13 protein-coding genes are annotated in these 14,080 nt (G+C 60.8%); 3 read left to right on the top strand and 10 right to left on the bottom strand.

The window, feature by feature from the left end:
• The first annotated feature begins 4 nt into the window (after positions 1–4).
• The gene (locus CFR71_RS09130) at positions 5–1,291 is read left to right on the top strand and encodes an Hsp70 family protein (protein WP_110530381.1); all 1,287 of its coding nucleotides are present in this window, start codon (positions 5–7) and stop codon (positions 1,289–1,291) included.
• Between the two features lie 157 nt (positions 1,292–1,448).
• Here CFR71_RS09130 and CFR71_RS09125 read toward each other — a convergent pair whose 3' ends face one another.
• On the bottom strand, positions 1,449–2,582 hold the full coding sequence (locus tag CFR71_RS09125; protein ID WP_408891794.1) for a PQQ-dependent sugar dehydrogenase: 1,134 nt from the start codon (positions 2,580–2,582) through the stop codon (positions 1,449–1,451).
• Between the two features lie 115 nt (positions 2,583–2,697).
• On the opposite strand from CFR71_RS09125, the gene CFR71_RS09120 reads away from it, so the two are divergent.
• The gene (locus tag CFR71_RS09120) at positions 2,698–3,993 is read left to right on the top strand and encodes a replication-associated recombination protein A (RefSeq protein WP_110530379.1); all 1,296 of its coding nucleotides are present in this window, start codon (positions 2,698–2,700) and stop codon (positions 3,991–3,993) included.
• 5 nt (positions 3,994–3,998) lie between these two features.
• Here CFR71_RS09120 and CFR71_RS09115 read toward each other — a convergent pair whose 3' ends face one another.
• Positions 3,999–4,604, bottom strand: a complete 606-nt coding sequence (locus CFR71_RS09115) for a nitroreductase family protein (RefSeq protein ID WP_110530378.1) — start codon at positions 4,602–4,604, stop codon at positions 3,999–4,001.
• A 337-nt stretch (positions 4,605–4,941) separates the two neighbouring features.
• Here CFR71_RS09115 and CFR71_RS09110 point away from each other — a divergent pair, with 337 nt between their 5' ends.
• Positions 4,942–5,766, top strand: a complete 825-nt coding sequence (locus tag CFR71_RS09110) for a creatininase family protein (protein ID WP_239020335.1) — start codon at positions 4,942–4,944, stop codon at positions 5,764–5,766.
• Positions 5,767–6,056: 290 nt separating this feature from the next.
• Here CFR71_RS09110 and CFR71_RS17140 read toward each other — a convergent pair whose 3' ends face one another.
• The 8 genes from CFR71_RS17140 to CFR71_RS09075 all read right to left on the bottom strand — a co-directional run bounded on the left by CFR71_RS17140 (position 6,057) and on the right by CFR71_RS09075 (position 14,036).
• Complete coding sequence (locus tag CFR71_RS17140; RefSeq protein ID WP_275401678.1) at positions 6,057–6,191, bottom strand: hypothetical protein; 135 nt, start codon at positions 6,189–6,191, stop codon at positions 6,057–6,059.
• Between the two features lie 115 nt (positions 6,192–6,306).
• Entirely contained in the window at positions 6,307–7,308 is a 1,002-nt protein-coding gene (locus CFR71_RS09105) for an LLM class flavin-dependent oxidoreductase (protein WP_110530430.1), read from the bottom strand.
• A 42-nt stretch (positions 7,309–7,350) separates the two neighbouring features.
• Positions 7,351–8,178 carry an MOSC domain-containing protein gene (locus CFR71_RS09100; protein ID WP_110530428.1) on the bottom strand — a complete coding sequence of 276 codons (828 nt, stop codon included), beginning with the start codon at positions 8,176–8,178 and terminating at the stop codon, positions 7,351–7,353.
• A gap of 89 nt (positions 8,179–8,267) precedes the next feature.
• Positions 8,268–10,091 carry a glycoside hydrolase family 15 protein gene (locus CFR71_RS09095; protein ID WP_110530375.1) on the bottom strand — a complete coding sequence of 608 codons (1,824 nt, stop codon included), beginning with the start codon at positions 10,089–10,091 and terminating at the stop codon, positions 8,268–8,270.
• A gap of 9 nt (positions 10,092–10,100) precedes the next feature.
• Entirely contained in the window at positions 10,101–11,798 is a 1,698-nt protein-coding gene (gene ybaL, locus CFR71_RS09090; protein ID WP_110530373.1) for a YbaL family putative K(+) efflux transporter, read from the bottom strand.
• Positions 11,799–11,837: 39 nt separating this feature from the next.
• Positions 11,838–12,191 carry a hypothetical protein gene (locus CFR71_RS09085; RefSeq protein WP_110530371.1) on the bottom strand — a complete coding sequence of 118 codons (354 nt, stop codon included), beginning with the start codon at positions 12,189–12,191 and terminating at the stop codon, positions 11,838–11,840.
• A gap of 36 nt (positions 12,192–12,227) precedes the next feature.
• Complete coding sequence (locus tag CFR71_RS09080; RefSeq protein ID WP_110530369.1) at positions 12,228–12,755, bottom strand: DUF4142 domain-containing protein; 528 nt, start codon at positions 12,753–12,755, stop codon at positions 12,228–12,230.
• Between the two features lie 102 nt (positions 12,756–12,857).
• Positions 12,858–14,036, bottom strand: coding sequence for an acyltransferase family protein (locus CFR71_RS09075; protein WP_165832072.1), 1,179 nt, complete (start codon positions 14,034–14,036; stop codon positions 12,858–12,860).
• Positions 14,037–14,080 lie beyond the last annotated feature (44 nt).

The following is a 14,080-nucleotide window of genomic DNA, read 5'->3' as shown; positions in this document are numbered from 1 at the left end:
CGCGATGTCTTCCATCACGTCCCCCCAGAGCATACGGCTCGGCATTGATTTCGGCACCACCAACACCGTCGTGGTCGTGCTGGACGAACACGGACGGCCCTGTCCGGCACGCTTTTCCTTTCCCCATCATGCACCGTCGGAGACATGCCGCTCCCTGCTGTGCCTGTGGCAGGAGGAAACGCAGCCGCGACGGCCCACCCTGCAGGAGGCCATCGGTGCTGCGGCCATTGATGCCTATCTGGAAGATCCGGCGGAAAGCCGCCTGATCATGTCCATGAAATCCTATCTGGCGCAGGCATCCTTTCGCCAGACGCGGCTGCTGGGACGGGTCATGACGCTGGAGATGCTGATTTCACGTTTCCTGACATGCATGATGCACACCATCGGAATCGACCCCGCGCGTGTCAGCGCAACGGTCGGGCGTCCCGTCCATTTCGCGGGGGACGGGGTGGATGACGCCTTTGGCGAACAGCGACTGCGCGACAGTTTCAGCGCGGCCGGGTTCGGACATATCAACGTGGCCCTTGAACCCGAAGCCGCCGGCTGGCGCTTTGCCCAGCGGCTTGACGCGCCCGCAACCGTGCTGGTCGGGGATTTCGGCGGCGGGACGAGTGACTTTTCCATCCTCCGCTTCGACCCCGGCGCCACCTGCCGGGCGACGCCGCTGGGATATGCGGGCGTCGGGATCGCGGGGGACCAGTTCGATTATCGCATCATCGAACATGTGATCGCCCCCGAACTCGGCCGTCACGCCACCTATCGCGTCATGGGGGGCGAACCGCTGCCCGTTCCCGTGGAATGGTACGCCAGCCTGGGCCGATGGCACCGTCTGGCCCTGATGCGCACGCCACAGACATTGCGCAATATCGCGGACGTCATGCGCACGGCGTCGGAACCTGAAAAGCTTCAGGCGCTGATGCAGGTCATCGACGATCAGCAGGGGCAGGCCCTTTACCGGGCCGTCGGGGCGGCAAAGCGGGAACTGTCCCACGCCGATCGCACGGTCCTGAAATATGCCCACCGCGACATCGACATTCATCGTGAAATCACGCGCGCGGAATTCGAGGACTGGATCGCGCCCGACATCGCGCGCTTTGACGGGGCTGTGGAGACCGCCCTGCAACGCGCTGCCCTGCCCGCCAGCGCGATTGACCGCGTCTTCCTGACAGGTGGGACCTCCTTCGTGCCAGCGGTGCGTGATCTGTTCATCCACCGCTTCGGCGCGGAGCGCGTGGATACGGGCGGTGAATTCGTCTCGGTCGCCGAAGGGCTGGCGCTGATGAATGGCTGAAAGCCGGCGCCGCCGGTTGCCCGCCGCACAGGGAGGAGGGGAGGGCAACCGGCGTTCTGCCCTGCCGGGACGCCCGTAATATTATCGCACATTATGATGATTGTGACTGCGCAATCCCACCGTCAGATGCATGAAACGCCGCATTGGCCATCCGGCATCAGCCGGAATGGGCATCGTAGGTCAGCCGATAGACCGCCCCCGCCTGATCGTCGCTGATCAGCACGCTTCCGTCAGGCAGCGGCTGCACGTCCGTCGGGCGGCCCCATGGCACCTGATTCTGCTCGAACCCGTCCACCAGCGGTGTTGCGGGGCCAACCGTACCGTCCGTACCGAAAGGAACCGTGACCACCCGGTATCCCGACAGGCGGGAGCGGTTCCACGATCCGTGTTCCGCGATCAGCAGGCTGCCCCGATAGGGGGCCGGGAACATCGTCCCCTCGTAAAACCGCAGCCCAAGTGCCGCGACATGGGCGCCCAGCCCCAGGACAGGGGGCGTGAACTCGCTGCACGGATGCAGATGTCCATAGGTCGGATCGGCAATATTGCCCTGATGGCAGTAGGGAAAGCCAAACGACTGCCCCACCTTGTCAAGCCGGTTGAGTTCATCATTGGGCACGTCATCGCCCAGCATGTCGCGCCCGTTATCGGTAAACCACAACGTTCCCGTATGGGGCTGCCATGTGAATCCCACGCTGTTGCGGATGCCATAGGCAATATCCTCGCGGTCCGTGCCGTCAGGATTCATCCGCATCAGCTTGCCAAGGTCATGCCCCACCTCGCACACATTGCATGGCGAACCGATGGGAACGTACAGCTTGCCGTCCGGGCCGAACGCAATGAACTTCCACGAATGGTCCCCGGCGCGATAGGGCAGGTTGTCCGCGACCGTTTCGGGGGCCGGCGGATGATCCAGACGGTCCTCGATCCCGCGCAGGACGACAATGCGGCGCGTATCGGAAACATAAAGGTCGCCATGGAAAAAGGCGACGCCGGCGGGAAGGTTCAGCCCATGGGCGATCACCCGGACCTGTCGCGGATGGGTCGCATCACCGTCCCCCGTCAGGGCATACACCTTGCCTGCCCCCATGGAGCCGAGGAAAACCGTTCCCTTTTCCCCCAGCGCGATTTCCCGCGCGCCCGGGACATGCGTGGCATAGGTCGCGATGTGAAACCCCGCAGGCATGTGAAGGTCCTGGAGTTGCGGCGCCGCATGGCTGCTGACGCTCCAGCAGGATGCGGCCAGCATCATGGCAGGCATGATCCCGCGGCGGGCGGGCTTCCGGAATGTCATGGCTGTACTCCTTGCATTGGCGGTTCAGGGATGGCGACAAATGTAGAAAGACCTCCTTATGAAGGGTATCGGGAAAATGCATAATCCCGGCAGACATGAATGACATGGAGCAGACGTGACGTCCCTGTTTGAAACAGCCGCCCCACGCCCCCTTGCCGAAGCACTGCGCCCGGGAAAGGTGGAAGATGTCATCGGGCAGACGCATCTTCTGGCCCCCGATCGTCCAATCGGGCGGATGCTGGCGTCCGGCCGCCTGTCGTCGATGATTTTCTGGGGGCCGCCCGGCACCGGGAAAACCACGCTGGCGCGCATCCTGGCCAGCAGTTCGGGCATGGCGTTCGAACAGATTTCCGCCGTCATGTCAGGAATGCCCGACCTGAAAAAGGCGCTGGCGAAGGCGCAGGCCCATCGGCAGCAGGGACATGAAAAGGGAATGGTCCTGTTCGTCGATGAAATCCATCGCTGGAACAAGGCGCAGCAGGATGCGCTTCTGCCTTTTGTGGAGGACGGAACCGTCGTCCTGATCGGCGCGACGACTGAAAACCCGTCCTTTGAACTGAACCGCGCACTCGCCAGCCGCGCGCAGGTCATGGTTCTGCAACGGCTGGAGGTGGAGGACCTGTCAACGCTGCTGACACGGGCGGAGGCACATCTGGGGCGTGAACTTCCCCTTGCGCCAGAGGCCCGCGACGAACTGCTGCGCATGGCCGACGGCGACGGGCGTTACCTGCTGGTGATGGTGGAGGCGCTGTCGGATCTTGCGCCCGAAGCGCCTGTCACCCCGGAACAGCTCCATACCCTTGTCCAGCGCAAGGCCCATGCCGGGGACAAGGGGTCGGACATCCACCATGCCCTGCTGTCCGCATTCCAGAAATCAATTCGCGGATCGGATGTGCAGGCGGCGCTGTACTGGCTGGCGCGCCTGCTGAAAAGCGGGGAGCCACCGCGCGCCATCCTGCGCCGCCTGATGGTCATGGCGACGGAGGAGGTGGGACTTGCCGATCCACGTGCCATAGAACAGGCCGCCGCCTGCGCCGCCGCATTCGAACGGGTGGGCGAACCCGAAGGACTGCCGGCCCTTGCGCAATGCGTTGGGTATCTGGCGACCGCGATCAAGTCGAATGCGATTTACAAGGCCTTTTACGCGGCGATGGACCTTGCGGAAACACATGGTTCCATCCTGCCGCCCAAACACCTGATCAATGCCCCGACAGCCCTGATGAAGGCGCAGGGATTCAAGGACGGATACCAATACGACCATGATTTCCCGCACGCCTTCAGCGGACAGCAGTTTTTCCCCGACACGCTGAGCGGTCCCAACAGGCCGGATCTCTATCGGCCCAATGAAAGGGGATATGAACGCGACATCATAAAGCGGCTTTCATGGTGGGACCAGCGCCGCCAGTCATGACCCATTCAGTCCGGGTCCTGAACACGGAACCTTCCCGCGAAGACAAGTTCCGACAGAGGCCGACGGGCAGAGGGAACCTCACGCGCGCGCAGGGAGTCGGGCAATGTTCCCGCATCGCCCTGCCGGCCGATGACAAGGGCGGCATTGAGGGCATGATCCTCAGGCAGTTCCAGTCCCGAACGCGCGAGATCGTGGTCAAACCCGCTGATGGGATGGCCGGCCCATCCAGCCCGGCTCAGTTGCAGTTGCACCAGCACGGTCGCGGCACCCGCGTCAAACGCATGGGTGGGGGAGGGTACCGGCTCCGCCCTGCCACCACCCATGACCGTATGCGATGCGACATAGACCAGTGCGGATGCATTCTGTGCCCAGGCATGGTTGAACGGGATCAGCCATGACAGGAACCGTTCCCAGTCCGGGGTATCGCGACGTGCGTAGATGAAGCGCCATGGCTGGGAATTATAGGCCGAAGGCGCCCACCGGCCCGCATCCAGAAAGGAAAGAAGCTCCGCTTCCGTGATGGGGGCGGGCGTAAAGGCCCGGGGGGACCAGCGATCAAGGATAAGGCGATCGACGGCAGTATCGGAATGGCGTTCAGGGGCTTCGGTCATGAGGAATCACCTGCAATGTGTCGCATAGGAAATCATCGGATTTCCATGATGATTACTTCAGAAATAATGTCATTCAAATAACTATGCTTTATGGTTATTTATTGTTTCGTATATTTCCGCCTGCAGATTGGCCATGTTACCGGACGGCATTCATCCGATCGTGGGGAAAATGGGTAATCGGGCCGCATATGGTAATTTTTGGGAAATTCCTGTAAATGTGGAGAGCAGGTTTTTCGCGCGCATGTCATGAAACATCGTAAATACGCGCATGATTTTTCCTGAAAACAGGATTTCACCAACAGTATTTCCAGAACGATTACATTATCAGGATCCACGCATGATGAATGAAATTCCTACAAAGACATGTCTTGGCGAACTCACCGGGGAAGAAGCGCGTGAAGTGCTGTCGCGCAATCCCGTCATCATCCTGCCCCTTGGCAGTCATGAGGATCAGGGGCCATTCGCGCCAATGGGCGATTACATGTGCGCGGACGCCGTGGCGCGGCGCGTGGCCATGGCGGCGACGGATCGTGGCATCACCACCTATGTAGCACCCGTACTGCCTTATGGCGGGGCTGATTTTTTCGGAAGCATGATTGGCGGCATCGCGCTGCGGCAATCCACCCTGCGCGCCGTCCTGACTGACATGATTTCCTGTCTTGTGCGACAGGGACTGACGCGTATCGTGATCTTCAACGGTCATGGGGGAAATGCGCAGGCCATTCATGATGTCACGCTGGCCGTGCGGCAGGAACATGGGATCGTGATCCCGTGCGTATATCTGTGGAGCATCGCGGCAGGGATGTTGCCCGATGTGATGGAGGACGCCGATGCGGCGAAACGCTCCGCAGGTCATGGCGGCAATCCGCTGGGAAGCATCGCCATGGCGCTGTTTCCCGATCTGATCCGTCAGGATCTTGTCCCCGGGCCGGCTGCGCCGCCCCCATTCATGGGGATGCCGGTCAATGGCTTTGCAACGGTGGAATTTGACGATGCCAGCATCAATTTTCCCCTTGAGATCAATGAAATTGCCGTCAGGGGCGTCGCGAATGCCGACCCGCGACTATGTTCAGCGCAAACGGGGGAAAAACTGCTTGATCGGCTGACGGCGCTGGGCGTTGACCTGCTGGCGCATCTTGAACACGAAAACTGGGGAAAATGATTCCTCATGGATCGTCTGAAAACAGGAGGCCGTTTAAAAATAGCCCATTGATAATGAATGACAAAAGTTTTTTGGAATCGATTTTTTCAAAAATGTGACGTCTCCATAAAGATTTTTAAAAAAATCTTCACCAAAAATTTTCAGATGCTATTTTCCGCAAAAGAAACAATCCCAAACATTCCTGAAAAAACATTCATAAAATTCCTTAAAATTACATGGTTTTTTCTAAACAAACTTTCAGGAACCCTCCACGTCACCATGTGACGCGGCCATGTCCGGGTATTTTTCTCCTACAGCACATTCTGGACGCCATGCGTCTGCTCCAGACCGTCGATCAGCGTCAGCATCTCGTGGGGCGGCGGCTCATGTATGATGAAATCGAAACAGGCATGCAGTTCACGCCTTACCCAATGAAACAGTGACATGTTTTCTGCATGCACGCAGAGGGGGAAATCCATGACACTCCCTCCTTCTCTATTTTCGGATACCTGTTTTATGAAGCGTGTGAACGAAAGCAGGGTTTCATGACAGGAAATCCAGCTAACCCGCCATGGCATCCGTTTCCATCCCGTCCCACAGGCCCTTCAGCAGGGACAGTGAATGGCATCGGGCGGCGTGATCGTATATCGGCATCGCCACCATCAGTTCGTCCGGGCGATGGCGCCGCATGAAATTCGTCAGGGACTGGCGCACGCGCTCCACCCCGCCATGGAACGTGTAACGCAGGACCTGTTCCAGCATGCCCCGTTGGGCCGGATCATGTTGCACGCGCGCGTCCGGCGGCGGGAATGCCGTGGGCCGGCCGGAACGGAGCGCCACGAAATACTGCTCAAGCGAGGTGAACAGCAGCGCGGCCGTCGCATCGTCATCGGCGGCAATGACGTTGACGCATAACATGACATGAGGCGCCTGCAGATATCGCGACGGGACAAAGGCGTGCCTGTAAAGGGCGATGGCCTCTTCCATCATCGCGGGGGCGAAATGGGCGGCAAACGCGAACGGCAGCCCCAGTCGGGCCGCAAGATGCGCGGAAAACAGCGACGACCCCAGCAACCAGACCGGCACGTCCAGTCCCGCACCCGGGATGGCGACCACACGCTGTCCAGCCTCCACCGGGCCGAGATAACGCAGGACCTCCTGAACATCCATGGGAAAGCGATCGGCCGCCGCCGGATCGCGACGCAGGGCGCGCATCGTGGCCTGATCCGATCCCGGCGCGCGACCCAGCCCGAGGTCTATGCGTCCCGGATAAAGGCTTTCCAGCGTGCCAAAGGCTTCCGCCACGGACAGCGGGGAATGATTGGGCAGCATGATCCCGCCCGCGCCGACACGGATATGTTGCGTGGTGCCAGCAATATGCCCGATCACCACCGCCGTCGCGGCCGAGGCGATGCCGGGCATGGCATGATGTTCTGCCAGCCAGTAGCGATGATACCCCAGCCGTTCCGCAAGACGCGCCAGATCAACGCTGTTGGCCAGCGCGCCAGCCACGCTGCCGCCACGGGTGATCAGGGACAGGTCAAGGACAGAAAGGGCGGTCATGGGCATCTCCGTCCATATCGGGGAGGGGAGCATCAGCGAAAATCAGGACGCCGGAGGTCCGAGATTGGAGGATCCCCGTTCCACAATAACGACCTCATCGCCGACCGCAATGACGCCCTCCTGCCGGACGAGGGCATTCTGTCCGAACATGATGCCATCCGTCACGTGGCGAAACCCTGCAAGCGTGCGTAACGGTTCGCCCTTTTGTGGCACCTCGCCCGTTTCCTGATCCACGGTCGTCACGTTGCAGCGGCTGCAGGCCTTTGCAACGGAAAGTTCCACCGCGCCGATCCGGATGCGCCGCCATGTATCCTCCTCCCACGGCTCCGACCCGGCGATCACGACATTGGGGCGGAAGCGTTCCATCGGCACCGGATGCTTCATCCTGCCGTTCAGGTCGGCAAGGGAGGATGTCGTCGCCAGCAGCAGGGGAAAACCATCCGCGAACGATACGGGATAGATGCCCGCCGCATCCTTCACCCGCGCGGAGCGGGGATCACGCATGAACGCCAGCCGGCACCCGTGCCCCAGCGCCTGTGACAGCCACGCGGCCGCATCCTCTCCCGCATCATGGGCCTGCACCCTGTCGCCCCAGACCTCGACACCCATGACAGGGGCATCCGGCGATGGGAACGCGACGCAGAGATTCTCCATCCGCCCGTTGCCGATGACAAGCCCGCCTGCCATGGCCCGCACCATCAGCGTGGCCATCCGGGGATGATGGCGCTGCGTCAGGAACTTCCCGTTTACATCCGTCACGATCCAGCGGCGATCCCCGCGGGGTCCCCACGGATCCACCCTGAACGACCGCACGGCGCAGCGATGCAGGCTTTTGACGGGATAGACGTAAAGGGAATGGATGTGGGGCATGGTCACGATCCTATCGACCGCCGCGCGAAGCCCCAACCGAAAACGGGCGGCAATGGCCCGGCCCGGCAGTCAGTCGCTGCATCCGCCGCCTACTTCTTCCTGCGTCGCTGGCCGCTGGCGTCGATGACGCCCCCGGCCAGCATGTGGGCGGTATGGACAAGGGCGAAATGACTGAACGCCTGCGGGAAATTGCCCAGCTGCCGCCGCGCGACGGGATCATACTCCTCCGAGAACAGGCCAAGGTCATTGCCATAGGTCAGCAGGCGCTCGAACAGGGCACGGGCCTCGTCCATGCGGTGGGACATGATGTAGGCGTCACACAGCCAGAAGCTACAGGCAAGGAAGGCGCCCTCCCGGCCTTCCAGCCCATCGGCGCGCACCCCTTCGGGAAGGTAGCGGTAGACGACGTTGTTATGCAGCAGTTCGCGTTCGATCCGCGCGACCGTGCCCTGCACGCGCGGGTCATCGGCGGGCAGGAAGCCCAGCAGCGGAATCTGCAGCAGGGAGGCATCGACGCGATCGGCCCCGTAATACTGCACGAAACTGTTGCTTGCGCCGTCAAATCCTTTTTCACAGACCTGTGCATGGATTTCCTCGCGCGCCTGCCGCCAGGTGTCGATCGGACCTTCCAGCCCGAAATCCACGGCGCTGGCGATGGTCCGGTCGAATGCGAACCAGCACATCATCTTGGAATAGACGAAATGCTGCTTGGGGCCACGGATTTCCCACAGGCTGGAATCCGGCTCCCGCCACAGCACCAGCAGACGATCGGCGATGGAACGCTGGAGCGGCCATATCGCGTCCATGTCGGGCAGTCCGTCACGCCGCGCCGCATCGAACGCCCCGAGCAGCGATCCATAGACATCGAGCTGCAATTGTCCGTGGGCGGCGTTGCCAATGCGCACCGGACGGCTGTTTTCATATCCCGCCAGATGATCCAGCGTCGTTTCCGTCAGGCGACGTTCCCCATGCAGCCCGTACATGATCTGCAACCCGTCCGGCGCCCCCGCCGTCGCGCGCATCAGCCACCAGCGCCACGCGCTCGCTTCCTCCATATATCCCGAAACGGTCAGGGCATGCAGCGTCCAGACCGCATCGCGCAACCAGCAGTAACGATAATCCCAGTTGCGGCTGCCCCCCGGATCTTCGGGCAGGGAGGTGGTCGGCGCGGCGACGATCCCGCCCGTCGGGTGATAGGTCAGCGCCTTGAGCGTCATGAGCGACCGCCGCACGGTTTCCGCGTAAGGACCTTCATACGTGCATTGCGAGGCCCACAGCCGTCCCTGTGCCTCGGTATGGCGCAGCAGGGCATAAGGGTCGCGCGGCAGGGGCGGGATCTTGTGGGATGGAAACCATTCCAGCGTCGTCGCGACGCTCTGTCCCGCGACAATGGTGAAATCCGAAGTGGTGGAGAAGTTCGCGTTGCTCAGGTCCACGCTGCTGCTCAGGCGGATCGCATCAGGTCCGGCAAAGGCGAATATCGCCCCCTCGCGCCGTTCCACCCACGGGATCCATGCCCCGTAATTGAAGCGCAGGCGCAGCTCGGCCGCAAAACTTACCGTTCCCTCGATCCCGCGAATGATGCGGATCAGTTCATGCAGGTCGCCATCGACCGGCGTGGGCATGAAATCCTGCACCACGGCACGCCCCTGCGGCGTTTCGATCGTGGTTTCCAGAATCATCGTGTCCGGCACGTAACGGCGGGAAATACGGGCCGCCGGGTCGGTCGCGCGCAGGACCCATTCGCCATTTTCCGGCGTGCCGAGCAGGGAGGCGAATATTGCCTCGGAATCGAAACGCGGCATGCACAGCCATTCGATCGTGCCGTTGCGATGCACCAGCGCCGCGCTGTGGGTGGAGCCGATCATCGCATAATCCTCGATCCGGCGTGACATGACTGAAACAGGCGACATGCATGGCCCTCAGCTGGATGGGGACGCGTCGCGTCCGGGTGCCGCGGCCTCGTCACGGGTGGCGTAATCCAGCATGGCGCGGGCGATTTCGCGTTCGCCCATGATGACCAGGCTGGCGCCATATTCGGAAAGGTAGTCGGCGGCGCTGTCGAAATGCGCCCGGGCGACGATATCAAGCTGGGGACTGAGGCCGCGCGCCTGCTGTATGATTTCCCCGGCCTCGAACGCATCGGGAATGGCGACGATCAGGATGCGCGCGCGATCCAGCCCGGCGAGGGGAAGAAGCCCGGGATCGGCCGCATTGCCCAGCAGAACCGGGATCCCCCGCTCATCCAGCGCATGCACACGCGTATCCCCGGCCTCGATCACCAGCAGCGGGACATGACGCGCGCGCAGTCCCTCCGCCACGAGGGAGCCGACGCGCCCGTACCCGATCAGCACGGCATGGTCATGCAGCATCGCCATGCTTCCGTCGCGGCCTTCACGTCCCATGCGCAGCCATTCGCGCCGATCGAGCATGGCATTGATCTGGTTGACGATTGCAATGACAACCGGGTTGAGCAGGATCGATACGATCGACGCCCCCAGCACCAGATCATGCGCGCGCTGCGTCAGCAGTCCCGACTGCACCCCAAGGGCGGCCAGGATAAATGAAAACTCCCCGATCTGGGCTAGTCCCGCGCCAACGCCAAGGGCGGTCTGCCACGACTGGCGCAGGCAGCGCAGGATGACGACCGTGATCGCCGGGGTGGCGATCATGATGACCCCGAGCGTCGCCAGCAGGGGCAGGGGATCGTGCAACATGATCCCCGGGTTGAACAGCATGCCCACGGAAATGAAGAACAGCACCGCGAACGCGTCACGCAGCGGCAGCGTTTCCGCGGCCGCATGCTGCGAAAGTGGCGATTCACTCAAAACCATGCCCGCGACGAACGCCCCCAGCGCGAAAGAAACGCCAAAGACCTCGGTCGCCGTCATCGCCACGCCCAGCGCAATCGCGAGCACGCACAGGCGAAACAGTTCCCGCGACCCGGTATGGGCGACGGAATGCAGCATCATCGGGATCAGCCGCCGCCCCACCAGCAGCATGAGCGCGATGAACGCCACGACCTTGCCGATCGTCACCCCGATCGCCAGCGCCACCCGCCATGGATCGACCATGCCGGCCGGCGCATCCGGCCTGAGCAGCGGCGCCAGAACCGGCAGCAGCACCAGCACCATGACGGTCAGCAGGTCCTGGATCACCAGCCAGCCCACCGCGATATGCCCGCGCTGGCTTTCCATCAGCCGCTGTTCCTGCAATGTGCGCAGCAGGACCACCGTACTGGCGATCGCGACCGTCAGGCCAAAGACCAGGCCGCCGCCCCATGACCATCCCAGCGCCCGCGCCAGCAGCATCCCGCATATCGTCGAAAGGATCACCTGCGTCAGCGCGCCGGGAATGGCGATCGCACGCACGGATACCAGATCATTGATGGAAAAATGCAGGCCCACCCCGAACATCAGCAGGATGACGCCGATTTCCGCCAGTTGCGGCACCAGTTCCTGATCGGCCACGAAACCGGGGGTGAAAGGACCGATGATGATCCCCGCCAGCAGATACGCCACCAGCAGCGAACATCCGATCCTGTGGGCGATCGTCCCCAGTATGAACGCAAGCCCCAGACCGATGACAAGGATTGTGACAAGGGGACTTCCGTGCGGCATGACCTGCTGATCCCTTGAAACCGGTTATGTCAGACAGCCTCAGGGCTGATCCGGACGGGTTTCGTGCAGCCCCATCCAGCGGGGATGACGCCGTTCGATCCATGCCAGAACGCGGGCCACCCACCGGCGCACGGGGGGAATGTCCTCTGCCAGCAGCATGAGGCCCAGCGGGGTCATCCACAGCCCAAAGACCGGCAGGATGGCCAGGAATCCCGCCGGCACCAGAATGATGCCCACCGGCACCCGTATCCAGCGCGCCGACGGACGACGCAGCCTGTGGACGACGGCCTGAATCCGCGACGGAAGACGACGGACAAGAAGGTCCATCCGTCGTTCATAATCCTGATGAAAGGTTTCGCTGGATGACGCGCGTCCGGATTCGGGCTGCCTCATATGGTCTTCATGCCTTTCTGTGCTGCGTCAAAGGGGTCAGTGGGGAAGGTTGCGCGCCATTTCCAGATGGGATTTCAGCGTGGGCAGCGTCTTGGCGGCCCAGTTTTTCAGTTCCGTGTTTTCACCATTATCGGCATAACGCTGGAAAAGCGAAATGGCCGTCTGGTGGGCGCTGATCTGGTCCTCGCGGTAATGCTCCTCGAAACTGTTTCCATGCAGTTTCCTGAGCTTGTCAAGCATTGCCATGTGCGAACTGTCCAGTGTCGTGGGCAGGTCCGCCTGAAGGTTGCCCCCATGCACCATTTCCTTCAGCTGCCCCGATGTTTCCTGATGATCGGAAATCATCCGCGCCGCGAACGATTCCAGCGCCGGGACATGCTCGGTCTGGGCAAGCTGGCTCGACTGGATTTCAAACTGGTCGCTGATCGCGACCTCTTTTATGAAATCAGCCGTATTCGGCGCCATGCCCAGAAGGGAATTCATGCCCGTCTTTTCCGGGACCGACTGCGCCAGCGCGGAAGACGAACACAAAAGTGCTGCGAAAAAAAACAAGGCTTTTTTCATGACTATTCCTCCAGTTTGTCATGTAAAAAGCCTTTGAAAGGTCAAAAGTTTTATTTATTTTGTCATAACGCGAAATTTAATCATCCATTTTTCATCGCCACCTTACCCCACCAGTTCAGGCTTCAGGACAGGTCGCCGCGTCAGCCAGTAACCGGCCTGCATGCATGGGTATTCGACCAGCCAGAAACATGCTGTCGCCGCGGCCAGGAAAACAGGAAACGCAAGCAGCATCCACGCCCATACCGGCATGATGGCATCCAGCGTGTAAGCCATGGCCGAGATAACGACCAGATGGCTGAGATACAGGCTGTATGAAATATGTCCCAGCCCCTGCATATGGGATTTCTGCAGATACCGGCATATCCTTTCATTATGCAGTGCAACGCAGATCACGGCCACCGAACCGATCGTGGTACAGACAAGCCAGATCAGGTTCCTTACGACGCCAACGGCATTTTCTGGTCCGATCGCCGGCACCCCAAGAAGGATTATCGCCAGGGGAAGGACAACATTGCGTATCACCGCAGGGCTTGATCCGTAAAAAACCCTGATATTTTCCCTGAACTGGAAGAACAGGATACCCACCACGAAAAGCGGAAGATATTCAAGGGTGAATATGAGGCTGTGCATGAAGGTGGTGGGGGGATTTTCCCCCATGCCGTTCAGAAACATGCTGGCGGCGAAATACATGACGATGACAGCGGCAATCGTCCGTTCCCGGTATTTTTCCATCAGGACAAAAAGGATTGGAAAAACCAGCGAAACCCGCATTTCGATGATCAGCGACCATGCCGGGCTGTCAAGGCTGAGCAGGGGAACGGTGCCCGTCATCAGCAGATGTCCCATGACGACCTGTTCCGTGGGATAGACAGACCACGGACCGGTCGCGAACCATTCGCTCACGCCCGTCAGGGGGCCTTTTTTCACAAGGACCAGCATAAGGGCCGAAAACAGGATGACGACGGCAAAGGGAAGGTATATCCGGCATATCCTGCGCACGACAAACCGTTCATAAGACACCATTCCATATCGCGATATGGACAGGGAAAGGACATATCCACTCAGGACAAAAAAAAGCCCCACGGCCCCCGATCCGGAAATCAGAAGCCGTAGAGGCGTAAAGTGGAACAGGGTTTCAAGGTTGAAGGAATGTCCCATAAGCATGGGAAACCTTACCGCCTGTGTTTTCCATTCATCCGGCATGATCAGCCAGAAATGAAAAATCACCACAACCAGGGCGGCGATGCCGCGTACGGCATCAAGCTCCGTTTCACGACGCACGTTTTCCTCCATATTGATGGGTTTGTTCACAAAAAAACGCGACA

The organism is Novacetimonas pomaceti, from assembly GCF_003207955.1.
In the GTDB taxonomy this organism is placed as follows: domain Bacteria; phylum Pseudomonadota; class Alphaproteobacteria; order Acetobacterales; family Acetobacteraceae; genus Novacetimonas; species Novacetimonas pomaceti.
Note: the sequence above shows the minus strand (reverse complement) of the source record. Positions and strands in the feature narration are given on the sequence as shown.

Bases quoted from the DNA above. Each gene is read 5' to 3' on its own strand.
- CFR71_RS09130 (WP_110530381.1), top strand. From the start codon at position 5: ATGTCTTCCATCACGTCCCCCCAGAGCATACGGCTCGGCATTGATTTC.
- CFR71_RS09125 (WP_408891794.1), bottom strand. From the start codon at position 2,582: ATGACATTCCGGAAGCCCGCCCGCCGCGGGATCATGCCTGCCATGATG.
- CFR71_RS09115 (WP_110530378.1), bottom strand. From the start codon at position 4,604: ATGACCGAAGCCCCTGAACGCCATTCCGATACTGCCGTCGATCGCCTT.
- CFR71_RS09110 (WP_239020335.1), top strand. From the start codon at position 4,942: ATGATGAATGAAATTCCTACAAAGACATGTCTTGGCGAACTCACCGGG.
- CFR71_RS17140 (WP_275401678.1), bottom strand. From the start codon at position 6,191: ATGTCACTGTTTCATTGGGTAAGGCGTGAACTGCATGCCTGTTTCGAT.
- CFR71_RS09105 (WP_110530430.1), bottom strand. From the start codon at position 7,308: ATGACCGCCCTTTCTGTCCTTGACCTGTCCCTGATCACCCGTGGCGGC.
- CFR71_RS09100 (WP_110530428.1), bottom strand. From the start codon at position 8,178: ATGCCCCACATCCATTCCCTTTACGTCTATCCCGTCAAAAGCCTGCAT.
- CFR71_RS09095 (WP_110530375.1), bottom strand. From the start codon at position 10,091: ATGTCGCCTGTTTCAGTCATGTCACGCCGGATCGAGGATTATGCGATG.
- ybaL (WP_110530373.1), bottom strand. From the start codon at position 11,798: ATGCCGCACGGAAGTCCCCTTGTCACAATCCTTGTCATCGGTCTGGGG.
- CFR71_RS09085 (WP_110530371.1), bottom strand. From the start codon at position 12,191: ATGAGGCAGCCCGAATCCGGACGCGCGTCATCCAGCGAAACCTTTCAT.
- CFR71_RS09080 (WP_110530369.1), bottom strand. From the start codon at position 12,755: ATGAAAAAAGCCTTGTTTTTTTTCGCAGCACTTTTGTGTTCGTCTTCC.